Below are 22,779 nucleotides of genomic sequence, written 5' to 3' on the forward strand. Positions count from 1 at the left end.
AACACACCCTAGACCTGCCGGGCCGAAGCAGTCAGTCGATGTCTTCAATGACAGTCCCAAAGGGGATGCTGTCATCGAGGTGGGCCTGATGGCCGTGAGGCAGGTTAAGTACCCGCACACCGTGGGCCTGATCCGCCGCCGACTGCATCAGGATGGGCCGAACGGTGTTGACGAAACTCGCGCTTTTGTCGGCGAGATAGTCCTGGTAACTGGCTGGTAGCTCAATCATTCCAACAGGATAGACCTGACGGACCCGCCATGGGGAGGGGTCCCCATGGCGGTCCGGATCGCAGCTGGCTTGGATGGGATGGCGGGCGGCGTGCAGCCGCCCGGCTCAACCGTCAGTCCACGGTCACCAGGCAGCAGCCATCAGGGGGAATTCCATTGCTTCAGACCAGTGCGCCTGCACGCATCGAACCGGCGGAACTGGCCCGTGCACAGCAGGTGGTGGCGAACATTTCCCGCAGCTTCGATGCCAAAGTGGTGGGCCAGGCACGGCTTCGTGAGTCCCTGCTGGTGGGCCTCCTGACCGGCGGGCACATCCTGCTGGAAAGTGTTCCGGGGCTGGCGAAGACCACCGCCGCCCAGACCGTGGCCGAGGCCGTGAGTGCGGAGTTCCGGCGGATCCAGTGCACCCCGGACCTGCTGCCGAGCGACATCGTGGGAACGCAGATTTACGACGCCGTCAAGGGCACCTTCATCACGCAGCTGGGTCCGGTGCATGCCAACATCGTCCTGCTCGATGAGATCAACCGCTCCAGCGCCAAGACCCAAAGCGCCATGCTCGAAGCGATGCAGGAACGGCAGACGTCCATCGGCGGGCAGGAGTACAAACTGCCCGCGCCGTTCCTGGTGCTCGCCACGCAGAACCCGATCGAGCAGGAGGGCACGTACCAGCTGCCGGAGGCGCAGATGGACCGCTTTATGCTCAAGGATGTGCTGGATTATCCGTCGCCCGCCGAGGAAACGGAGATCCTCCGGCGGATTGATGCCGGCATCTTCACCGGGGAGCAGAGACCTCCCGCCGCTGCTTCGCTGGACGCCGTGGTGGAGGTGCAGGACCTGGTCCGCCGGATCTACATCGACCCCGCCATCATCAACTACATCGTGGGGCTGGTGTTTGTCACCCGCAACGCCAGGCAGTACATCGACGGCCGGCTGGCGGGGTTCATCGAGTTCGGTGCCAGCCCGCGCGCCAGCATTGCCTTCAGCCAGGCTGCCCGGGCCGTGGCGCTCCTCAACGGCAGGGACCATGTGCTCCCGGAAGACGTGAAGTCCCTCGCGCACCGTGTGCTGCGGCACCGCCTGATCCTGGGGTTTGACGCTGTTGCCGAGCAGGTGCCGGTGGAGACGGTCATTGACGCCATCGTGGCCTCCGTGCAGACGCCCTGAGCCCGGCCTTGACCAGCCTCCTCCAGCGCGTGAAGTCGAAGATGGCCATCTTCGCCCACCGCCGGGCCCGTGGCATGCTCGACGGCGAATACGGTTCAGTCTTCCGGGGCCGCAGCCTCGACTTTGACGACCTCCGCGCCTACATCCCCGGCGACGAGGTCCGTGACATCGACTGGAAGGCTTCGGCCCGGCACGGGTCGCCGCTCATCAAACGTTATGTGGCCGTGCGGCGGCAGACCGTCCTGCTGGTGACTGATACGGGCCGGAACATGGCGGCGGAAGCCCGTGACGGCGAACCTAAGAAGGATATCGCCGTGATGGCCCTGGGAGTAGTGGGCTACCTCGCGCACCGGCACGGTGACGTGGTGGGCCTGGTTTGCGGTGACGGTCACGGCACGCACACCATCCCGGCCAAGGCGGGGGAGGCCCACTTGGAACGGATCCTGCGGGAGGTTGATTCAGCCACAACCCTGGACGCAGGCCCCAGCAGGATCGAGGCGCAGCTGCAACACGTGGCGCGCACGGTCAAGGGCAGGTTCCTGCTCTTCGTCGTTGCTGATGAACTCGCCGCCAGCCCGGACACCGAACAGCTGCTGTGCCGGCTGCGGGCCCAGCACGAAATCCTCTGGCTCACCCTCCGCGACGCGGACCTCGCCGGGGCCGACGGCGCCATGCAGGACGCCTTCGGTGTGGCTGACTTCGCGGCGCTGCCGGGGCACCTGGCTGCGTCACCGGCAATCATCCAGGCGTATGCAAAGGCAGCAGGGGAGCGGGACGCCGGCAGGCAGGCCATGTTCCGCCGTGCCGGCATCACCGAAGGCCACGTGACAGGTAGCAGCACGGTGATGACGGAATTGTTTGCCCTCTTGGAAAGGCACCGGCGTGCAGGCTGATCCCGGCCTAATCGGGCCGCTCCAGTACAGCCAGGGCTGGATGTGGGCAGGCGTTGCCCTGCTCACCCTGGCCCTGGGCTGGTACTGCTTCGTGTTCCTCAGCACCCGCCAGCGGAGGTCACCGGCACCGCCTGCCCGGTTCACTCCGCCGTCGGACCTTCATGACCTCAAGGAGGCCTACCTGCTGAGGATTGACGCCGTGACTGCCGACGCCGATGCCGGGTTACTGACAGCCCGCGAATCGCATCAGGAGCTGAGCCTGTTGGTGCGCCGGTTTGCCCGGGACGTTACCGGGGTGGACGCGCCCCGGATGACCCTGGCGGAGCTGCACGGGCACCCGCTGCCCGGTATCGCCGAGGCGGTCCGCCGGATCTATCCGGGGGAGTTCGGGGTGGAGCCGCTGCCGCCGCTTGGGCAATCGGCCGAGACGGCCCGCCAGGCGGTGTGGCAATGGAACTGATGTTTTGGTGGCTGATCCCGTTCGCGCTGCTCCTGGTGGCGGTGGCCCTCTGGCGTGCCTTCCGCCCGGACCCGCAGGCAAACGCACGACGCCGGCCGGTGGCCCATGCGGACCGCCTCACCGCCCTGCCCGAATACCAGGCTGCCCTCCGGCGCCACCGCCGCTGGCTCGCCCTGGCGGCGCTCGCGGCCGGGACCCTGCTGGTGTCCGCCGTGGCCGCGGCGGCCCGCCCGATGGAGCTGACCACCATCCGGCCGGAGCAGCGGAACCGGGACATCATGCTGTGCCTCGACAGTTCCGGCTCCATGAGCAGCGCAGATTCTGCCGTGGTGGAGGTCTTTGGCATCCTGGCGAAGGACTTCGACGGCGAAAGGATCGGGCTCACCATCTTCGACAGCAGCGCCGTCCAGGTCTTCCCGCTCACTGATGACTACGAATACGTGCAGGAACAGCTCAAGCTTGCCAAGGCCGCCTTCGACGGAGACTCCGGCAGTGCGGGCTTCCTGGACGGCACGTGGAGCGGCCGGGGATCGTCGCTGATCGGCGACGGCCTGGCGTCCTGCGTCAACGGCTTCCCAGGCGCAGCTGGCTCTGAAAACGGGGCCTCTGGCAGCGCCGGCTCTGGAAACGGCGCTGGCACAAACCAGGATGCAGGCAAGCAGCGCTCGCGTTCGGTTGTCCTGGCCACAGACAACTACCTCTCCGGCGATCCGATCTTCACCCTGGAGCAGTCGGGTGCCCTGGCCCAGGAGCGCGGCGTCCGGGTGTACGCGCTGAATCCCGGTGACTTCGATTACGGTCCCGGGCCCGGGCAGCCCGGTGCCAGGCTGCGCGCAACAGCCGAAGCCACCGGCGGGGCCTACTACCCGCTGGACACCCCGGATGCCGTGGCGGACATCGTACGCAGAGTTCAGGCTACGGAAGCTGCCGCGATGAAGGGCGCGCCGCGCGCCGTGGTCTCGGACCTGCCAGACGTGCCACTGACGGTGGCACTTCTGTCCGGGTTGGTCCTGGCAGGCGCGTCCTGGCGGCTGAGGCCATGACCCTGCAACCCATCCTGCCCTGGTGGCTGATGGCCACCTTCATGGCCGTCGCCGGGCTGTTTCTGGGCTGGCAGCTGGTCCGGGCGTCACGGCAGCGCGGCGCCCGCGCCGGCAGCCGCATCCGCAGCGACGGCAGCCAGTTCCGTGAGTGGCTGTTCAGGAGCGGCCTGGTGCTGTTGCTCCTGGCCGCTGCCCTCAGGCCGGGGGTTCCCGGCGGCACCGCCCAGGCCGCCACTGCGGACGTCAATGTCTTCTTTATGGTGGACACCAGCAGCAGCATCGTGGCCGAAGACTATGGTGACCACTCGCCCAGGCTCGACGGTGTCCGCCAGGACATCATGGCCATCGCGGGCGAACTGGCCGGAGCCCGTTTTTCCCTCCTGACGTTCGACAGCAACGCCATTGTCCGAATGCCGCTCACCACAGACACGTCCGCCCTGGATACTGCCGTCACTGTCCTGCAGCCGCAGGTGACCGCCTTTTCAAAGGGGAGCAGCATCACGGCTGCCCGAAAGCTGCTGGCTGAGCGGCTGCGTTCAGCGCGCGACAGCCACCCCGAACGGCCCCGGCTGGTCTACTACCTGGGCGACGGGGAACAGACCAGTGCCGCGGCACCCGAGGCCATCAAGGTCGACGGCGGCCTGGTCAACGGGGGAGCCGTGCTGGGCTACGGCACCCCGGAAGGCGGCCGGATGAGGGAGACTACCGGGCCGCGTTCGGGCAGTAACGGCGGGGCGGGCTACATCCAGGACCGGACCGCAGGAGTTGGCAGGGACGCGCTGTCCGTCATCGATGAAGGGAAGCTGCAGTGGATCGCCGCCCAGTTGGGGGTTCCGTATGTCCACCGTTCGGCCGGCGATGCCGTGGCGCCGATGATGCAGGCAGCGGATCCCGGCAAGCTCGAACGGGCACCGGATGGCGCCGGTCTGGACGGCCGCCGTGAGCTCTACTGGATCTTCGCACTTGGCGCGTTCCTGCTGGGTCTGCGGGAGGCGGTCCTGCTCCTACGCCAGTGGCGCCGGCTCCCGGCTGCACGGGTGAGTCCGGACGCTGCCCGAACCCTGGCGGAGGCGCGGAAATGAAAATCCCGGCAAAGGCCCCCACGAATTCCCCGGCCCCACGTGCCAAGTCCGCACCTGGCCCGTCCTCACGTGAATTGTCCACAGACGGCCGGTCTCCTGAGGCCGGTCTGCAACGCCGTCGCCGCCTGCTGTGGTGGTCCCTCCTGCCGGTCCTGCTGGTCCTGTGCTTGGCCGCCAAGCTGCTCAGTGTGGGTATGCTCGGCGGGAATGCAGGCAGGGCTTTCGACGCCGGCGACTCCGGCGCAGTGGCCGATGCCGCGGCGGGGCTCCGCATCGCCAACTTCACGGAACCGCACAAGGCGCCCTTCGCGGCAGGTGACGGCTTGTTCCTCGCCGGGGACTACACCGGAGCCCGCCGCAGCTTCGAGGAGGCACTGCAGCTGGCGGGCCGGACCGATGAATGCTTCATCCGGGTCAACCTGGCGCTCAGCATCGAACGCCTCGGTGATGCCAAAGCCACGGCGGAGGACCCGACGGCCGCGGCCCGGCTCTTCGCCGAAGGCCTGGCGGTTGTCAAGGCAGCCCCGGACGGCTGCGTAAACCCCAGCGCCGTGGGCGACTCCGGGCCCGGGGCGGCAGACAAGCTGAAGCAGGCGGCAGAACGGCTAACCAAAAAATCGACTGAAGCTGCCGCCGGTACCACCACGCCTGACCCGGCCAAGAAGCCCGGGCAAGCTGATCAACCGGCCGAACCGGGGAACCAAAGCCAGCTCGACCAGCTCAAGGACAGCACCCGGGAGRCCCAGAGAGAGCGGAATTCCGGGCAGGAGCGGGACGAGTACCTCCGGGACGCTGACTTCGGTTCCGGGCCGGACCGGCCCTGGTAGGCGAAGAAAATTCTGTGCCGTCACGAAACAAGCCGTAAAGCTGCGTCTTAATTCGGCGGACAACTTGAACGGGGTCCTTGCGGCTCCTAGAGTTCTATACAAGTTACCGAGGTAACGTGTCAGCGATCCTCCGATCCGGAGGGTGTGGGTGCCCCCATGTGGGCCTGACATTTGCTCACGGCGAACTTCGTCCAGGCGTAACAGTCGCGGCTGCGTCCCTGTGAAGTTTTTCCGTGTTCCCCAAACTCAATTCATTGCCCGGCCTACCGTCACATATTGCTGACCGGACGCCGCCAATGGCCCAAAGCCAAGGACGCAAATGTCACCGCCAAGCCTTATCGAAACGCATCCAAATCTTTCCGAGACCGCCCCCGTGGCCCTTTCCTATGAACTCTTCCCGCCGCGTTCGCCGGCTGCTGCTGAGTCGCTCTGGACCACCATCCGGGAACTGGAAACCACCGAGCCGGACTATGTCTCCGTCACGTACGGTGCCAGCGGCTCAAACCGGGACACCGCCGTCGAACTCATCAACCGGCTGCTGCTGGAAACCACCCTGCGTCCGCTGGCGCACCTGACCTGTGTGGGCAACACTCCGGAGGAACTCGCGGAGATCATCGGGGACCTGCTGGATACCGGGGTGCGCGGCATCCTGGCGCTCCGCGGCGACCGCCCCCAGGACGGCGCACCGCCGGTTGCCGGGTCACTCCGGTATGCACAGGACCTGATCGAACTCATCCGCCGTGTTGAACAGCTGCGCTCGGCGCTGCTGTGCGCCGGCAAGATCGCAGTGGGTGTGGCGGCCTACCCCACGCGGCATCCGGAGTCTCCGAGTGTTGCCCACGACGTCGAGGTCCTGCTCGCGAAGCAGCGCTCCGGTGCGGACTTCGCCATCACGCAGGTCTACTTCCGTACCGAGCAGTACGCGGACCTCATCAGCAGGGCCCGCCGCGCCGGTGTAACCATCCCCATCATTCCGGGCGTTATGCCGCTGACCAGCCTGCGGCGTGTCACCCGGCTCGGCGAACTCGCAGGCGTGGAACCGGTACCGGAACTCCTCGCACGCCTGGCCGGCGCCGAGACCGACGCAGAACGTCTCCGCATCGGAGTCAGGGCCACCGTTGACCTGGCCAATGCGGCCCTCGACGCTGGCGCGCCAGGCATCCACCTCTACACCTTCAACGAACACGTCAGCGCGCTGGAGGTGCTGGACAAACTGGCACTTCCGCGCCACGTCCGTTCAGTTGGCCGCCGCAGCGCAGCCGTCCGGTCCAGCGCCACAAGGCACCCCCAGCTGGCCAGCTGACCGCCCGCACCTCCCCAGACCATTCTCAGCTTTAACATTCAAGGAATCTCTCATGACTGAACAGAACACCCCCGCCACTCCGTTCCCGGCCGCTTCCCTCCTGGGCTACCCGCGCATCGGCCGCCGGCGTGAACTCAAGAAGGCCGTCGAGGCCTACTGGGCCGGCAAGATCGACGCCGCAGCGCTGGACGCCGCCGCCAAGGACATCCAGCTGACCATCGCCAAGCGCCTGCAGGAACTCGGCCTCACCGAGGCCGCCGCCGTTCCGGGCACGTTCTCCTACTACGACCAGGTCCTGGACGCCACCGCGCACCTCGGCGCGGTTCCGGCCCGTTTCGGCAAGCTCCTCAACGCCGAGGGCCAGCTGGACATCGACGGCTACTTCACCCTCGCCCGCGGCACCAAGGAACAGCAGCCGCTGGAAATGACCAAATGGTTCGACACCAACTATCACTACCTGGTTCCCGAGATTGGTCCGGAGACCAACTTCACCCTCGCCTCCAACCGCATCGTGGAGGAATTTGAGTTCGCTCTCGCCAACGGCATCGAGACCCGCCCGTACATCGTGGGCCCGGTAACCTACCTGCTGCTCTCCAAAGCCTCCGACGACGCCCCGGCCGGCTTCGCTCCGCTGTCCCGCCTTGAGGACGTGCTCCCGGTCTACGTGCAGCTGCTCGAAAAGCTCGCCGCTGCCGGCGCCAGCTGGATCCAGCTCGACGAGCCGGCACTGGTTGTTGACCAGGACACCCCGGCTGCCGAAATCGAAGCTGCGGTTGCCCGTGCTTACGAGGTGCTGGCCGGTGCGGCCAAGCGCCCGCAGATCCTCGTGTCCACCCCCTACGGCGCCCTCGACGGCCAGCTCGGTACGTTGGCCGCCACGAACATCGACGCCCTGCACATCGACGCCTTCAAAGGCGCGGTCCCGTCCGCAGCAGCACTGGCGGGCCTCGGCAACAAGACCCTGGTTGCGGGCGTCGTGGATGGCCACAACATCTGGCGCAACGACCTCGCCGCCTCCGCCGCCAAGCTGGACGACCTGAAGGCCGCGGCCGGGAAGCTCGCAGTCAGCACGTCCACCTCCACCCAGCACGTCCCGCACGACGTCACCGAAGAGGGCCAGCTCACCGCAGAGCTCCGCAGCTGGCTGGCCTTCGCGGACCAGAAAGCTGTTGAGGTGAAGACCCTCGCGTCCTACCTGGCCGATCCCTCCTCCGCCAAGGCAGCCATCGATGAGGCTTCGGCCGTCATCGCCGCCCGCGCCACTGCTGCCGGCGTGCGCCGCGATGGCGTCCGGGCCCGCACCGGTGCCCTGACCGCCGCAGACTTCAGCCGCTCGGAGTACGCAGTCCGCGAGGCTGCCCAGGAGCAGGCCCTGCACCTGCCGCCGCTGCCCACCACCACCATCGGCTCCTTCCCGCAGACCTCCGAGATCCGCTCCGCCCGTGCCCGCAACAACAAGGGCGACCTCACCAACGGGCAGTACGAGCAGCTCATGAAGGACGAGATCAAGCGTGTTGTGGAGCTGCAGGAAGAGCTCGGCTACGACGTCCTGGTACACGGTGAGCCGGAACGCAACGACATGGTCCAGTACTTCGCCGAGAACCTCGAAGGCTTCGAYGTCACGGTCCACGGCTGGGTCCAGTCCTACGGCTCRCGYTGCACMCGTCCGTCCATCCTKTGGGGYGAYGTCACCCGCAGCGCCCCCATCACCGTGAAGTGGGCCGARTACGCSCAGTCSCTSACCAACAAGCCSATGAAGGGCATGCTCACCGGTCCGGTCACCATCCTGGCCTGGTCCTTCGTCCGCGACGACCAGCCGCTGGGCGAGACCGCCAACCAGGTKGGCCTGGCRCTGCGCGACGAAATCGCYGAYCTCGAAGCTGCCGGCATCARGGTCATCCAGGTGGACGAGCCSGCSCTGCGCGAACTCCTGCCSCTGCGCAAGGCSGACCACGCGGCCTACCTGAAGTGGTCSGTTGACTCCTTCCGCCTGGCCACCGCCGGTGCCGCCGACGCCACGCAGATCCACACCCACCTCTGCTACTCGGAGTTCGGCGTGATCATCGACGCGATCGACGGCCTCGACGCCGATGTCACGTCCATCGAAGCCGCCCGCTCCCGCATGGAGGTTGTCCACGACCTCGAGTCCCACGGCTTCGGCCGCGGCGTCGGCCCGGGTGTGTACGACATCCACTCGCCGCGCGTTCCGGGCGAAGCCGAAGTCACCGAACTGCTGGCCACCGCCGTCAAGCACGTCCCGTCCCGCCAGCTCTGGGTCAACCCGGACTGCGGCCTGAAGACCCGCGGCTACGTGGAGACCGAAGAGTCCCTGCGCAACCTGGTCAAGGCCACCAAGACGGTCCGCGCCAACCTGCTACAAGCAGCCAAGTAAGGGTTCCAGCCCAACCGCTGAGTCAAGCGCGGCGGCGGCCTGTCACCTCAGGTGACCGGCCGCCGTCGTACGTTAACCCATCGAGTGCTGAGTAAACGTCCTTTTGAGGGCTCAGAAGGGCCGTTACTCAGCATTCGATGGGAGGGCCTACGTTCACTTCGCTGCCTTCATCCGCAAGGCACTGACGAGTAGCCACACGGTCCAGGCGACGGTCGCCACAATCCCGATCAGGGTGGGCCACCTGTTCGCAGCGGCGAAGCCTTCGGCTCCGATGATCCAGCCCTGGGCCAGGTAGGCCACTCCGGAGAGCACCATGAGATATCCGATGACCCGGGACACCTGACTCGAGGCCGTCACCACGATGCCAAACAGGATCAAGGCGGTACCCAGCAGGAAGCTCTGGTAACTCCGCATGCCCCACTCCAGCCAGCGGATGCCTTCGGCGGTGGCAAAGCGCATGGTTTTCTCAGGTTCGGCAGCGGCAGCCCATGCATCAACAGCGTGCTTAAGGGCGACGCCGTCCACCGCCTGGAGGGCTCCGTACAGTGCAAGTGCGGTGGCCGCGGACAGAGCTCCGAAGCGTGCGGTCACGGCGAGGAGGCCGGGCCGGATTACAAGCGCGGGCAGCAGGACGAACAGCCCGGCGATCACAAGCGCCATGCCAACAAACTGGACCAGGTGCACAAGGGTCCAGATCCCGCTGGCGGCATACGCAGTGAATGCGGCCACATGGTCATTGGCGTCGTTTGATTCAGCATGGAACAGGCCGGCTACCAGTGAAACCACTACGCCCGCAACCAGCAGCCAAGCCGCCAGCCGCCACCTTCTACGCTTGTCCATGTTCAATCGTGGAAGCGTGTCAGCGGCCCGCGCTAGGGCTAAAGGTCCCCAATGAAAAGTGTCAGGACTCCCAGACGATTTCGTCGTCCACTACGCCGTCCTCGTCAGCGGAAGCCACCAGCACCTCATCAGTGAAGTGGGCGCCGAGCGTGAAGTCCATGACAAAGTAGCGTTCGGGCTGGCCGGGGAAGATGCCCACATGGCCGAGCTTGAGGGCCTTGAGGAAGACGTCATTGGTGAGCTGGCTGCGGTTCTCGACGCCAAAGATTTTCTGCAGCTGCTCGGTTTTGAGGGCGCTGCAGTGGAAGTTGAGGTATTCCTGGGGGCTGGTGCCTTCCTGCCCCAGCTCCTCGGCGATCATCTCCCGGACTTCGTCCACGAGTTCGGGAAGGAAGCGGAGCCGGTAGTCCACCTTGTGCATGGCTGCTTCGTCGAAGTGGTCGTGCGCGTTGATGTTCAGGTCGAGTTCCAAGGTATGGCCACCGAGCTCGTGTCTGGTAGCGACGTTGTGGTCCCTGCCGTGGTTGAGCTCGATTTCTCCAAAGTGCTGGCTCGCTACCCTGTTCATACCTTCAACATAGACCCCATGCGCTGAGCATTCCAGCGTTCGGGGCTATTTCCCCGCAGTCCCCAGGCCCGCCAGCGTCTCCGCGAGCAGGTCCACAAACAGCTGCACACGGGCGGTCTTTTTCTCGTTGATGAGCAGGGCGAAGACGTTCCGGGCCAGCCGGATCTCCGGCACGTCCAGCACCACGACGCCGGCGGGCCGGTTCCGCAGCGCAAGCTCCGGTACCAGCGCGGCACCCAGCCCGGCTGCAGCCATTTCCAGGCTCGCGTGGAAATCGTCGCTGTGCGCCACCACGCGCGGGTGCAGGTTGCAGCTGGCAAAGAGCCGGTCGATCACCACGGCGTCGGGACTGCCGGGATGGTGCATGATCCACGGCAGTTCGGACAAGTGGTCTGCGGCCACCTTCGCGTCGGCCCCAAACCCCCAGCCGGCAGGAAGCACCACGCGGAAGTTGTCGTCCCCGATCCACTGCCGGTTGAGGGTGTGCGGCCAGGCCAGCCCGGACTGGCCCACCTGAAAGACCAGCGCCACATCCAGCTCACCGCCGGAGCGCAGCCCCTGGATGGTCTGCGATGGCTCGGCAACTGACACCCTGAGATCAATGCCCAGGTCCTTCCACGCCGGATTCTTCAGGATGCGCGGCAGGACGTAGGTGGCGAGGCTGGGGAAGATGCCCAGCCTGAGCTCCTGGCTGGTGCTGTCATGTGTTTTGGCGGCGGCAGCCATCAGGGCTTCAATGTCGGTCAGCACTTTCGCGGCGTGCCGGGTCATCACCAGCGCGGCCTCGGTGGGAACCACGCTGCGGGCCGAGCGCTGGAAAAGGATCACCCCGGCCTCACGTTCCAGGGCGGACATCTGCTGGGAGACCGCTGACGCCGTGTAGCCCAGGCGTGCCGCGGCGGCCGCGAAGGAACCCAGCCGGGTAACCTCAAGGAGGGTCTTCAGATGTACGGGATTGACCACCAGCCCACACTACTGCTGCCGGCTCGCTGATGAAAAAGTACCGTCCCGTCAACCCATCCACCACACTCGCTGTTCCGAATTGCCCTTTGTATATCCAACGGCAGACGTTCAGCAGAGGAGCAAAGTTGTCACTGACCCCAGCATCGAGCGGAGGTGCAGGCAGGCGAATCGCTGTCGTGGGCAGCGGAGTGGCCGGCCTGACGGCCGCCTACGTCCTGAACCGGCATGACCACGTGACGCTCTTCGAGGCGGACAGCAGGCTGGGTGGCCACGCCCACACGCACAGCGTCCCGCAACCGGACGGCTCCACGTTCGGCGTCGACACCGGGTTCATCGTCCACAACGAGCGGACCTATCCCACCCTGTTGCGGCTGTTTGCGGAGCTGGGCGTCAAGACCCAGAATTCTGAGATGAGCATGTCCATCCGGTGCGACGGCTGCGGCCTCGAGTACGCCGGGGCGCGCGACGGCGGGAAAGGGATCATCGCCCGGCCGTCCAGCCTGCTGCGCGGCCGCTACCTGCTGATGCTGGTGGAGATCATGCGCTTCTACCGGCGGGCGCGGGCGCTGATCGATGCGGGAACAGCGCCCGACGGCGGCCCTCGCACCGGCGGCGGGGAGCTCACGCTCGGCGAATTCCTCGAGCGGGAGCGCTTCAGCCCCTACTTCATCTCCCATTTCATGACCCCCGTGGTGAGCGCGGTCTGGTCCTGCGACCCCACCACGGCCCTGTCCTATCCGGCGAGATACCTCTTCACCTTCCTGGGCAACCACGGCCTGCTGGGCGTTAAGGGTTCGCCGCAGTGGCGGACGGTCACCGGCGGTTCCGGGCAGTATGTTGAGAAGCTGGCCGCCACGCTCCCGGACATCCGGCTCAACACCCCTGTCACCGCGATCCGGCGCCACGCCCTTGGCGTCGAAGTGGACACCGCCGAGGGGATCGAGGATTTCGAGGCTGTAGTCATCGCAACCCACCCGGCACAGGCCCTCGGCTTCCTGGCCGACGCAACGCCGGCTGAAAAGGAAGCGCTCGGTGCCATGCCCTACTCGGTCAACCAGACGGTGTTCCACCGGGACCCGGCCGTCCTGCCTGCAGCGGAGAACGCCCGCGCGTCATGGAACTACCGGCTCCCTGGTTGCGACGCCCGGCCGGACAAGGTCCTGGTCAGTTACGATCTCACCCGGCTCCAGCGCCTGCATCCGGCGGATGGCCGGCCGTACCTGGTGAGCCTCGGGGAGTCGGAACTGATCAAGGAGGACTGTGTGCTGGAGCGGATGGTGTACGAGCACCCGCAATACACCCCGGAGTCCTTGCGCGCGCAGCAGCAGATTGCGGCCCTCAGCGATGACCGGATCGCCTACGCCGGTGCATATCTGGGCTGGGGTTTCCATGAGGACGGCGCACTGTCCGGCGTCCGTGCCGCCGCCAGCCTGGGACGCAGCTGGGACGCGCCTGGTACGGATGAGTCCGGGACGGCAGCCGACGAGGCGCAGCTGGCGGCAGCATCGGAGGGCGCATGAGCTCAACGGCAGCCATCTACCGCACGTCGATCTCCCACGTGCGGCAGACCCCGCTGAAGAATGCGTTCACCTACCGGAGCTACAGCTGGTTCGTGGACGTGGACCGGCTACCCAGGCTGCCCCGGATCCTGCAGCCACTTGCCGTTTTCCGGGCCGCCGACCATTTGGGCGATCCTGCGGCCACCATCCGCAGCAACGTGGAGCAGTTCCTGCGCACCCGGGGGGTAGAGCCCGACGGCGGGCCTATCCGGATGCTGACGAGCGCCAGGGTCTTCGGCCATGTTTTCAATCCCCTCACCCTCTTCTGGTGCTACCGGGCGTCCGGGGAGCTGCAGAGCGTCATCGCCGAGGTCCACAACACCTACGGCGAACGCCACTGCTACTTCCTGGAAACAGACGCTTCCGGCCGGGCCAGCGTCCCCAAGGCGTTCTATGTTTCACCGTTCAACGATGTTGACGGGCAGTACCGGATGAAGGTGCCTGCGCCCGAGGAACGGCTGTCCGTGTCCATCGTCCTGGAACGGGAGGGGCACCGGCCCTTCGTCGCCACCATGGACGGGGACCGGCGGCCTGCAACCACCAAAAACATCCTGGCAGCGGCCATCGCCGTCCCGGCCGCGCCGCTGCTGGTATCCGCATTAATTCGTTTTCAGGGCGTTAAACTCTGGGCAAGGCGCCTGCCCGTCGTCAAAAGGCCACATCACCCCTCACAGGAGGCAGTTCAATGACAATGACCGACGAGAACGGAACGGCCGCTGCGCAGGTTCCCGCCGCAAAGTCTGCGCGGCAGCCCCTTACCGTGCACAACACGGCTGGGAACATCGCCGCCGGGGTACCGGCGTCGCCCGCCACCATCGATCCGGAGGTTTGGCCCGGTGTTGCGCATGCGCCGTCGGGCACTAAAGCCGTTATCGCGGGCAAGGCCGCCGGCCTGCTTTTCAAGGCAGCCGTCCGCCGGTTGCCCCTGCAGGTGGCATACCCGGACGGTTCAGTCCTGGGCACAGGCGGCCCCGACGCCCCGGTCATGACCCTCCTCCGCCCGGAAGCGTTCGAGCGGCGAATCGGGGACAACGGCCTGATCGGGCTCGGCGAGTCGTTCATGGCGGGGGACTGGGAAGCGTCGGATCTGGCCGGAGTGCTGGAGGTCTTCGCCGCATCTGTGGACACGTTGATACCTAAACCGCTCCAGACCCTGCGGACCCTGTATCTGCCCCGGACCCCGCGGCAGGAGCGTAACGAAGAGCAGAATACGCGCAGCAACATCTCCCGCCACTACGATCTGTCCAACGAGCTGTTCTCCAACTTCCTCGACAACACCATGAGCTACTCGTCGGCCCTTTTTCCGCGGAGCGAGGAGGCGCTGGACTCCGTGCCCTGGGACGCCTTGGCCGATGCACAGCAAGCCAAGATCGACAGGCTGCTGGACAAGGCCGGCGTGGTATCCGGCACCCGACTGCTGGAGATCGGCACCGGCTGGGGCGAACTGGCACTCCGGGCCGCTGCCCGGGGAGCCACGGTCTACAGCGTGACATTGTCCAGCGAACAGCGGGACCTCGCGCTGGAACGGATCGCCGCCGCGGGCTACGCGGACCAGGTCACGGTGGCGCTGCAGGACTACCGGGCGGTGGAAGGCGAGTTCGACGCCGTCGTGTCAGTGGAAATGATCGAGGCGGTTGGCTACGAATACTGGCCCATCTACTTCCAGACCATCGACCGGGTGCTGGCGCCGGGCGGAAAGGTGGCCATCCAGGCCATCACCATGCCGCACGGCCGGATGCTGGCCACACGAAACGCCTACACTTGGGTGCACAAGTACATCTTCCCGGGCGGCTTCCTGCCCTCTGTGCGGGCCATCGAAGGCGTGACCCAGCAGCACACAACGCTCCGGGTCCGTGAGCGGATGGGCATGGGCGACCACTACGCGGCAACGCTGCGGCTCTGGGAGGAGCGCTTCGTTGAGCGCTCGCAGGAAGTGGGGGAGTTGGGCTTCGACGCCGTATTCCAGCGGATGTGGCTGTTCTACCTGTGCTACTCCCGCGCCGGTTTCCAGTCCGGCTACCTGGATGTGCAGCAGATAGTCCTGGACCGTCGGGAGGCGCAGCTCTAGGACCGGCATCGCCTATCGGCCCGTCTCAAGCCCGGGCGTGGAGGAGCCTCTCCAAGCCCTCTTCCCCCAGCGAAAGTCCGATGTGGACAAGGTCCGGATATCCGTCCGGGAGACCTTCTGGTGATCCTTCCCGTGGTTTGGGTTGGTTGGGCCAGCGTGGTGGTTCCCAATCCTGGTGTTCGCTTTTATAGCGCCTGCCCGAGGGTGAAATCCAGCCGGGTGGTTCGTTCTTGGTGGCCGGTGTGGGGGTCCAAGCGCTGGTATGTCTCAGGCGGTGGTGTTTAGGACACGGTTGGCCCAGATTGGCTATTCCGGTGGTGCCGCCCTTGTGCCAGGCGAGGATATGATCGGCTTCGTTGTCCAGGGATTGGTTGGAACAGCCGGGGAACGGGCACTTGCCGTCCCGCAGCCGCAGCCAGTTCCGCATGGCTTTGGTGAGCCGGTAGCTGGTGCGGCCGATCTCCAAAGGCGCCCCGTCCCGCGGATCGACCAGGACGCGGTAGAACGAGTCGGCCCCGTTCACCACGAGGTCCCGGGCCATCGACGCCGGGATCGGCCCGTAGCCGTCCAACATCGCCGGTTCCTCGGTGGCGCCGAGCAGGGAGAACACCGGGACCGTCACCAGGACTTCGGCCCGCGGCGGCGGAACCTGCCCGGGACCGTGTTCCGCAAGGTCGCCGCTTCCGGAGCCGACTGGGTTGCCGCTGCCTGCCTGGTTACCGCTGCTGCCCTGGTTTCCGCTGCGAAGGAGGGCGGCGGCGAACACGTCGGCCCGGAGCTGGGTGAGCGTCAGGGGCTCGTCGGTGCCCTGCAAACCCCGGGCGATCGCAGTGGTCCGGTTCCAGATTGCGACCGCCTGGTCCGCCGGGAGGTAGGCCGTGAGCCAGGCCATTCCGTCCTGGTCCGGCCTGTACTCGACGCGACGGTCCAGAACACCTTGAGCGTGGCGCTTTTCGATGCTTTCGGCGTGATGGCGTTCGCGCCAGGTACGGGCCCGGTGACGCAACCGGGATGCCGGCATTTCCCCGGCGGGACACCCACTGGCCGCGGCCAGCGCGTCCGGGTCCAGGAAGTGGGCCTCCAGCGCAGCGGCACCGGCCCGGTCAAGGGTGGCGGCTTCGTCCGCCATGACCCGGGCGTGCTGCCAAGAGATGGATCCGGACTGCAGTGCGGCCAGGGTCAACGGCAAAGAATTGGTCAGGGCGTGTGAAACCCCTAGGAACGAACCCGCCGCACGGTCACCGATAGTGAGTGCACACCCAACTTCCGCCGTGACTGCCATCTCCTGGGCCTGGACCGAAGCATCCGGAGAAGCCACCGCCCGGGCAACATCCGCGTATGTCACGGCTGTCAGTGCTTTCAAACCAGCCATCTGCGCATCCGCCCCCGCAGCACCGGTCAGAATATCCAGGCAATCCTCAGACAACTCCCGCAACGGATCGCCCCCCGCAGAAAGCGACCCCGGACCATGTTCACTCACCACGCCGGTGAGCACAGCAACGGCCGCGGCGATGTCCGCATATGCCTTTGTCACTACCGGGTTCCCCATATATCCATCATGACAAGGGGGTCTGACATTCAAGCGAGACCGAAGTTAAAGGCCCGTTCATCCGTCAGCGCACGCGCCCCGGTAAGATTCTTCCGGCGCGCAGGTAAGCTCGCAGACTCCGGCAGACTCCAGCGGCAAGGACTGATGATGAAGAGGAACACACGGAAGGCGCCCGACGGCGGGACCGGGCAGGGTGCCGCAGCGCAGCCGGGGCGGCCCTGGAGTGAGCGCCCGTGGACGAGTTCCTACGGGCCGGGTGTCCCGGCAGACATGGTGCTCCCGAAGGGTTCACTGGTGGACCTTTTGGACCAGTCCGTGCGCCGCTACGGTTCCATGACCGCATTGGAGTTCTTTGGGGCACGCACCAGCTACCGTGAGCTCGGAAAACTGATCAGCCGGGCCGCCGCCGGCCTGAAGAAACTGGGGGTCAAAGCCGGCGACAGGGTGGCCCTGGTGATGCCGAACTGCCCGCAGCACGTCGTCGCCTTCCATGCGGTGCTGCGTCTCGGCGCGGTGGTGGTCGAACACAATCCGCTCTACACGGACCGTGAACTGCGGCACCTGTTTGAGGACCACGGGGCCGCCGTCGCGATCGTTTGGGACAAAGCCGTGGAGCGGGTCCGGCAGCTGCCGGCCGACGTCGGGCTGCGCACCATTGTCTCGGTGGAACTGATCCCCGCGATGCCGATGCCGCAGCGGTTGGCGCTGCGGCTCCCGGTACCCGAAGCACGCAAGGCCCGTGCCGCCCTCACTGTGGGCAGCAGCGAGCTGAAGGGTCGGCCAGCGCCCGCGCCGCGTCAGGTGCTGCCGTGGCGGGAGCTCCTCGCATCGGGAGAACTCAAGAAGAAACACCCCCGTCCGGCTGCCCAGGATCTTGCGGTCCTGCAGTACACGTCCGGCACGACGGGCTTGCCGAAGGGCGCCATGCTCACCCACGCCAACCTGCAGGCCAACGCCGCTCAGGGCCGGGCGTGGGTGCCCGGGCTGAAGGAGGGCAGGGAGACCGTCTATGCGGTGCTGCCGATGTTCCATGCCTATGGCCTTACCCTGTGTATGACATTCGCCCTCAGTATCGGCGCGAAGCTGGTTCTGTTCCCCAAGTTCGACGTGGACCTCGTGTTGAAGGCCCTCAAGAAGTCTCCTGCGACCTTCCTGCCTGCCGTGCCGCCGATCTATGACCGCATTGCCGCCGCCGCTGCGCAACGCGGCATTGGGCTGGAAAGCATCCGCTTCTCCATCTCCGGCGCCATGAACCTGCCCACAGCCACGGTTGAGACCTGGGAAAAAGCGACCGGCGGCCACCTCATCGAAGGCTACGGGCTGACCGAAACTTCCCCCATCGCCATCGGCAACCCCTTCGGGCCGAGCCGAAAGCCGGGCACTGTAGGGGTACCGTTCCCGCTGACAGACATCCGGGTGGTGGACCCGAAGAACGTGGCCCTGGACCGCGCCCCGGGTGAGGAAGGGGAACTCCTGATCCGCGGCCCGCAGGTGTTCTCCGGCTACTGGAACCGCCCGGAGGAGACTGAGGATGCCCTGCTCGACGGCGGCTGGTTCCGCACCGGCGACATCGTCTCGGTGGACAACGACTACTTCGTCACCGTCCGGGACCGGATCAAGGAACTGATCATCACCGGCGGCTTCAACGTCTCGCCCAGTGAGGTGGAGGACGTCATCGCCACCTTCCCGGGCATTTCCGAAGTCTCCGTGGTGGGATTGCCCCGGCCAGGCGGGGGCGAGGACGTGGTAGCCGCAGTGGTCCCCATCCCCGGCAGCACCGTCGACGCTGATGCGCTGCTGGCCTTTGCCCGGAAACAGCTGACAGCCTACAAGGTGCCGCGCCGGGTGGTGGTGCTCGATTTTCTGCCGCGTTCGCTCATCGGCAAGGTCCTGCGCCGGGAAATCCGGGACAACCTCGTGGCGCGGGCCTGAAGCCGCGGGCTACTTAGACCGGCTGCCCGTTCCAGGGTTGAGCCGCGCGATTGCTGTGGAGAGGAACGTGGCGAATCCGCACCACGCTGCGTAGGGTGCAAGGGATAACCCTGCGGCGCGGTTCAGTCTGTACGTCCGCCGCACCAGGTCGGCGCTGCTCGCCGCAAGAACGGCACACTCCGCCGCGGCCAGCCATGGCCGGCGGGAGCGCCAAAACAACCAGCTCCACGTCGCGTTGAGAATGAGGTTTACAGCCAGGGCGCCCTGATAGGCCCGGATCTGTGGCCGGTCTCCTTCTGCTCCTGGGGCGTCGCCCGCATCATGGCTTTCCAGTGCGACGGCGGAGCTCACGGCGAGGTCCGCGTAGAGTGCCGTCCACACGACGGGAAAGGCAATGGCGGGCGGCTGCCAGTCCGGCTTGCGTAGCCTCAGGTACCAGCCGCTGTCCGGATCCGTCGCTACCGCTCCGGCTGCTGCGGTACCGGCCGTTGCGGCGGCAGTCCACGCCAATGTGGTCAGTTTCATCGCTTGCCCTCTTTGTCTTGTCGCAGTCGCCGCAGCCGGATTAAGCCGTTGCCTACAAACCTGATAGTACGGTCACGGCCCGCCGTTGTCCGGTGTCGTGTGCCACCACCTGTAGTGGTCTTGAACTCCTTTTAGGACCCCTGGCCACCAGGCGCGACACGCCGTCCAGCGGGCGACACGCGGTCCGTTAATTGTGGCTAAGTACTCCACAGGGTGTGGATGAAGCACGCAAAAATCGCTGGAATCCGGGACATTATGAAGCCTCGGCCTGTGGATTAAAAGTGCATTAAATGACATACTTGTAATACATCATCTTGGGGTTCCGAAGAGCCGTCTGCACTACATGTAGTATCGACGTACAGCTTGGGCGGACAAAGACGAGCGAAGATTTCGATAAAGGGGACAGGGAACCATGACCGTAACGGTTTACACAAAACCTGCGTGTGTGCAGTGCAACGCAACGTACCGGGCGCTGGACAAAAAAGGCATCGCCTACCAGAGCGTTGACATCTCTCAGGACGCCGATGCGCTCGAGCGACTGAAGGCACTTGGCTACATGCAGGCACCTGTTGTGGTCACCGACCAAGACCACTGGTCAGGCTTCCGCCCGGACAAGATCGAGGAACTGGCCCAGGCGGCCGTCTCCTCCGTGGCCTAGCCGCCCCTTCCCGCCAGCCGGCAATTTTTCGAACCCACACATGAGGTGACTCCCGTGGCAGCACTGGCAGAGGCCAGGGCCCAGGCGGCCCCGTTGCCGCCTGTCACTACGCAGAGCCGGCTCATTTACTTTTCCTCCACTTCCGAGAACACCAGCCGCTTCGTCATGAAGCTGGGTTGCGACGCGGCGCGGATCCCGCTCCAGGCAAAGGACGCGCCCCTTCTCGCTACCCAGCCTTACGTGCTGGTGGTTCCGACCTACGGCGGCACTGGGGGAGAGGGCTCAGTGCCCAAGCAGGTCATCCGCTTCCTGAACAACCCGCAGAACAGGCAACTGGTCCGCGGGGTCATCGGTGCAGGCAACACAAACTTTGGGGATAACTACTGCATGGCCGCTGACATCATCGCGGCGAAATGCCAGGTACCCCGGCTTTATCGCTTTGAACTTATGGGCACGCCAGAAGACGTTGCCCGCGTAAACAATGGATTGGACACGTTTTGGACACGACTGTCGCAGACACAGAAGTAACCAGGGCCGAAGGCCAGGGCACCCGCGCGAGTGCCGCCGTCGAGAAGCCTGAGATGCCGGCTGCCTACAAGGGGCTGGGCTATCACGAGCTCAACGCCATGCTGAACCTCTACGGCCCGAACGGGGAGATCCAGTTCGGCGCTGACCGCGAGGCTGCCCATCAGTACTTCCTGCAGCACGTTAACAACAACACCGTGTTCTTCCATGACCTGGAAGAGAAGCTCGAATACCTGGTCAAGAACGAATACTACGAGCGCGAAACGCTCGACCAGTACACGATGAACTTCATCCGCGAGCTCTACAACCGCGCGTACAAGAAGAAGTTCCGCTTCGAGACCTTCCTGGGCGCGTTCAAGTTCTACACGTCCTACACACTGAAGACGTTCGACGGCAACCGCTTCCTGGAGCGCTACGAGGACCGCGTCTGCATGGTGGCCCTGCATCTGGCCCGCGGCGACGAGAAACTCGCGCTGCAGATGGTGGACGAGATCATCGAAGGCCGCTTCCAGCCGGCCACCCCCACGTTCCTGAACGCCGGCAAGCGCCAGCGCGGCGAGCTGGTCTCCTGCTTCCTGCTCCGCATCGAAGACAACATGGAGTCGATCGGCCGGTCCATCAACTCTGCGCTGCAGCTGTCCAAGCGCGGCGGCGGTGTGGCGTTCGCACTCACCAACATCCGCGAGGTCGGCGCGCCGATCAAGCAGATCGAGAACCAGTCCTCGGGCGTCATCCCCGTGATGAAGCTCCTCGAGGACAGCTTCTCCTACGCCAACCAGCTCGGTGCCCGCCAGGGCGCCGGCGCGGTGTACCTGCACGCMCACCACCCGGACATCTACCGCTTCCTGGACACCAAGCGCGAGAACGCGGATGAGAAGATCCGCATCAAGACCCTCTCGCTGGGCGTTGTCATCCCGGACATCACGTTCGAGCTGGCCAAGAAGGACGAGGACATGTACCTSTTCTCCCCGTACGACGTCGAAMRSGTCTACGGCRTSCCGTTCTCCGACRTCTCGGTMACCGARAAGTACTACGAGATGGTGGACGAYTCCCGGATCAAGAAGACCAAGATCARSGCSCGYGAGTTCTTCCAGACGCTCGCGGAGATCCAGTTCGARTCCGGCTACCCGTACATCATGTTCGAGGACACCGTGAACCGGGAAAACCCGATTGACGGCAAGATCATCATGTCCAACCTGTGCTCGGAGATCCTTCAGGTTTCCCAGCCCACCACGTACCACGATGACCTGTCCTACGACCAGACCGGCAAGGACATCTCCTGCAACCTGGGCTCGCTGAACATCGCCAAGACCATGGACAGCCCGGACTTCGGCCTGACCATCGAGACGGCCATCCGGTCCCTCTCGGCTGTCTCGGACATGTCCAACATCACCTCGGTGCCGTCCATCGCCCGCGGCAACGACCAGAGCCACGCGATTGGCCTGGGCCAGATGAACCTGCACGGCTACCTGGCCCGCGAGCGGGTTCACTATGGTTCCGAAGAGGGACTGGACTTCACCAACATCTACTTCTACTCGGTGGTGTACCACGCCGTCCGCGCCTCCAACCTGCTGTCCATCCAGACGGGGCAGACCTTCGGCGGCTTCGAGAAGTCCAAGTACGCCTCCGGCGAGTTCTTTGACAAGTACACCGAGCAGGAATGGGTGCCGCAGACCGAGAAGGTTGCGGAGCTGTTCAAGAACATCCACATCCCCACGCAGGAGGACTGGCGCGAGCTGAAGGCTTCGGTCATCAAGCACGGCATCTACAACCAGAACCTGCAGGCTGTGCCGCCCACCGGCTCGATCTCCTACATCAACAACTCCACCTCCTCGATCCACCCGGTGGCGTCCAAGATTGAGATCCGCAAGGAAGGCAAGCTGGGCCGCGTGTACTACCCGGCGCCGTACCTCACCAACGACAACCTGGAGTACTACCAGGACGCGTACGAGATCGGCTACGAGAAGGTCATCGACACCTACGCCGCCGCCACGCAGCACGTGGACCAGGGCCTGTCCCTGACGCTGTTCTTCAAGGACACCGCAACCACGCGTGACATTAACAAGGCGCAGATCTACGCCTGGAAGAAGGGCATCAAGACCATCTACTACATCCGTCTCCGCCAGCTCGCGCTGGAAGGGACCGAGGTTGAGGGCTGTGTCAGCTGCATGCTTTAATCTTCAACTAAATCGGTGAGTAT

The 22,779-nt window shown here is 65.4% G+C and carries 21 protein-coding genes; 15 read left to right on the top strand and 6 right to left on the bottom strand.

Annotated elements, in window-relative coordinates; all coding sequences use genetic code 11:
* Positions 1-31: 31 nt before the first annotated feature.
* Positions 32-229 carry a hypothetical protein gene (locus tag AC1DIM_RS01990; RefSeq protein ID WP_477708817.1) on the bottom strand — a complete coding sequence of 66 codons (198 nt, stop codon included), beginning with the start codon at positions 227-229 and terminating at the stop codon, positions 32-34.
* Positions 230-384: 155 nt separating this feature from the next.
* Here AC1DIM_RS01990 and AC1DIM_RS01995 point away from each other — a divergent pair, with 155 nt between their 5' ends.
* The 8 genes from AC1DIM_RS01995 (at position 385) to metE (ending at position 9,392) form a co-directional block, all read left to right on the top strand.
* Positions 385-1,392: an AAA family ATPase gene (locus tag AC1DIM_RS01995; protein WP_477708818.1), complete on the top strand. Its 1,008-nt coding sequence runs from the start codon at positions 385-387 to the stop codon at positions 1,390-1,392.
* Positions 1,393-1,400: 8 nt separating this feature from the next.
* The gene (locus AC1DIM_RS02000) at positions 1,401-2,285 is read left to right on the top strand and encodes a DUF58 domain-containing protein (RefSeq protein WP_477708819.1); all 885 of its coding nucleotides are present in this window, start codon (positions 1,401-1,403) and stop codon (positions 2,283-2,285) included.
* A complete protein-coding gene (locus AC1DIM_RS02005) occupies positions 2,275-2,745 on the top strand; it encodes a hypothetical protein (protein WP_477708820.1) in 471 nt (156 codons plus the stop codon). Before AC1DIM_RS02000 ends, AC1DIM_RS02005 begins: the two co-directional genes overlap by 11 nt.
* Complete coding sequence (locus AC1DIM_RS02010; RefSeq protein ID WP_477708821.1) at positions 2,736-3,788, top strand: VWA domain-containing protein; 1,053 nt, start codon at positions 2,736-2,738, stop codon at positions 3,786-3,788. Before AC1DIM_RS02005 ends, AC1DIM_RS02010 begins: the two co-directional genes overlap by 10 nt.
* Positions 3,785-4,870: a vWA domain-containing protein gene (locus AC1DIM_RS02015; protein WP_477708822.1), complete on the top strand. Its 1,086-nt coding sequence runs from the start codon at positions 3,785-3,787 to the stop codon at positions 4,868-4,870. The genes AC1DIM_RS02010 and AC1DIM_RS02015 overlap by 4 nt, the downstream gene beginning before the upstream one ends.
* Positions 4,867-5,697, top strand: a complete 831-nt coding sequence (locus AC1DIM_RS02020) for a tetratricopeptide repeat protein (RefSeq protein ID WP_477708823.1) — start codon at positions 4,867-4,869, stop codon at positions 5,695-5,697. Before AC1DIM_RS02015 ends, AC1DIM_RS02020 begins: the two co-directional genes overlap by 4 nt.
* A 319-nt stretch (positions 5,698-6,016) precedes the next feature.
* Positions 6,017-7,000: a methylenetetrahydrofolate reductase gene (locus tag AC1DIM_RS02025; RefSeq protein WP_477708824.1), complete on the top strand. Its 984-nt coding sequence runs from the start codon at positions 6,017-6,019 to the stop codon at positions 6,998-7,000.
* Between the two features lie 52 nt (positions 7,001-7,052).
* The gene (metE, locus tag AC1DIM_RS02030; RefSeq protein ID WP_477708825.1) at positions 7,053-9,392 is read left to right on the top strand and encodes a 5-methyltetrahydropteroyltriglutamate--homocysteine S-methyltransferase; all 2,340 of its coding nucleotides are present in this window, start codon (positions 7,053-7,055) and stop codon (positions 9,390-9,392) included.
* A 153-nt stretch (positions 9,393-9,545) separates the two neighbouring features.
* Here the strand turns inward: metE and AC1DIM_RS02035 are convergent, their stop codons facing one another.
* The 3 genes from AC1DIM_RS02035 to AC1DIM_RS02045 all read right to left on the bottom strand — a co-directional run bounded on the left by AC1DIM_RS02035 (position 9,546) and on the right by AC1DIM_RS02045 (position 11,763).
* Entirely contained in the window at positions 9,546-10,232 is a 687-nt protein-coding gene (locus AC1DIM_RS02035; protein ID WP_477708826.1) for a DUF4386 family protein, read from the bottom strand.
* 61 nt (positions 10,233-10,293) lie between these two features.
* On the bottom strand, positions 10,294-10,800 hold the full coding sequence (locus AC1DIM_RS02040) for a DUF2004 domain-containing protein (protein ID WP_477708827.1): 507 nt from the start codon (positions 10,798-10,800) through the stop codon (positions 10,294-10,296).
* 45 nt (positions 10,801-10,845) lie between these two features.
* Entirely contained in the window at positions 10,846-11,763 is a 918-nt protein-coding gene (locus tag AC1DIM_RS02045; protein WP_477708828.1) for a LysR family transcriptional regulator, read from the bottom strand.
* A gap of 125 nt (positions 11,764-11,888) precedes the next feature.
* Here AC1DIM_RS02045 and AC1DIM_RS02050 point away from each other — a divergent pair, with 125 nt between their 5' ends.
* From AC1DIM_RS02050 to AC1DIM_RS02060, 3 genes are read left to right on the top strand one after another with little or no spacing between them, the layout of a single operon-like run.
* Positions 11,889-13,283: an NAD(P)/FAD-dependent oxidoreductase gene (locus AC1DIM_RS02050; RefSeq protein WP_477708829.1), complete on the top strand. Its 1,395-nt coding sequence runs from the start codon at positions 11,889-11,891 to the stop codon at positions 13,281-13,283.
* Positions 13,280-14,011: a DUF1365 domain-containing protein gene (locus tag AC1DIM_RS02055; RefSeq protein ID WP_477708830.1), complete on the top strand. Its 732-nt coding sequence runs from the start codon at positions 13,280-13,282 to the stop codon at positions 14,009-14,011. The genes AC1DIM_RS02050 and AC1DIM_RS02055 overlap by 4 nt, the downstream gene beginning before the upstream one ends.
* Positions 14,008-15,390 carry a class I SAM-dependent methyltransferase gene (locus AC1DIM_RS02060; RefSeq protein ID WP_477708831.1) on the top strand — a complete coding sequence of 461 codons (1,383 nt, stop codon included), beginning with the start codon at positions 14,008-14,010 and terminating at the stop codon, positions 15,388-15,390. The genes AC1DIM_RS02055 and AC1DIM_RS02060 overlap by 4 nt, the downstream gene beginning before the upstream one ends.
* Positions 15,391-15,415: 25 nt before the next feature.
* Here the strand turns inward: AC1DIM_RS02060 and AC1DIM_RS02065 are convergent, their stop codons facing one another.
* Positions 15,416-16,939: an HNH endonuclease signature motif containing protein gene (locus tag AC1DIM_RS02065; RefSeq protein ID WP_477708832.1), complete on the bottom strand. Its 1,524-nt coding sequence runs from the start codon at positions 16,937-16,939 to the stop codon at positions 15,416-15,418.
* Between the two features lie 147 nt (positions 16,940-17,086).
* Between AC1DIM_RS02065 and AC1DIM_RS02070 the strand changes: the two genes are divergently transcribed.
* A complete protein-coding gene (locus AC1DIM_RS02070; RefSeq protein ID WP_477708833.1) occupies positions 17,087-18,871 on the top strand; it encodes a long-chain-fatty-acid--CoA ligase in 1,785 nt (594 codons plus the stop codon).
* A gap of 9 nt (positions 18,872-18,880) precedes the next feature.
* On the opposite strand, the gene AC1DIM_RS02075 is transcribed toward AC1DIM_RS02070, so the two are convergent.
* Positions 18,881-19,396 (bottom strand): TspO/MBR family protein, encoded by a 516-nt coding sequence (locus AC1DIM_RS02075; protein WP_477708834.1) that lies wholly within the window; start codon positions 19,394-19,396, stop codon positions 18,881-18,883.
* Between the two features lie 412 nt (positions 19,397-19,808).
* On the opposite strand from AC1DIM_RS02075, the gene nrdH reads away from it, so the two are divergent.
* From nrdH to nrdE, 3 genes are read left to right on the top strand one after another with little or no spacing between them, the layout of a single operon-like run.
* Positions 19,809-20,054 carry a glutaredoxin-like protein NrdH gene (gene nrdH, locus AC1DIM_RS02080; RefSeq protein WP_190988196.1) on the top strand — a complete coding sequence of 82 codons (246 nt, stop codon included), beginning with the start codon at positions 19,809-19,811 and terminating at the stop codon, positions 20,052-20,054.
* A 54-nt stretch (positions 20,055-20,108) separates the two neighbouring features.
* A complete protein-coding gene (gene nrdI, locus AC1DIM_RS02085; RefSeq protein WP_477708835.1) occupies positions 20,109-20,582 on the top strand; it encodes a class Ib ribonucleoside-diphosphate reductase assembly flavoprotein NrdI in 474 nt (157 codons plus the stop codon).
* 53 nt (positions 20,583-20,635) lie between these two features.
* The gene (gene nrdE, locus AC1DIM_RS02090; protein ID WP_477709104.1) at positions 20,636-22,756 is read left to right on the top strand and encodes a class 1b ribonucleoside-diphosphate reductase subunit alpha; all 2,121 of its coding nucleotides are present in this window, start codon (positions 20,636-20,638) and stop codon (positions 22,754-22,756) included.
* Positions 22,757-22,779: the final 23 nt, after the last annotated feature.

This window comes from Pseudarthrobacter sp. 01T43 (assembly GCF_056398665.1).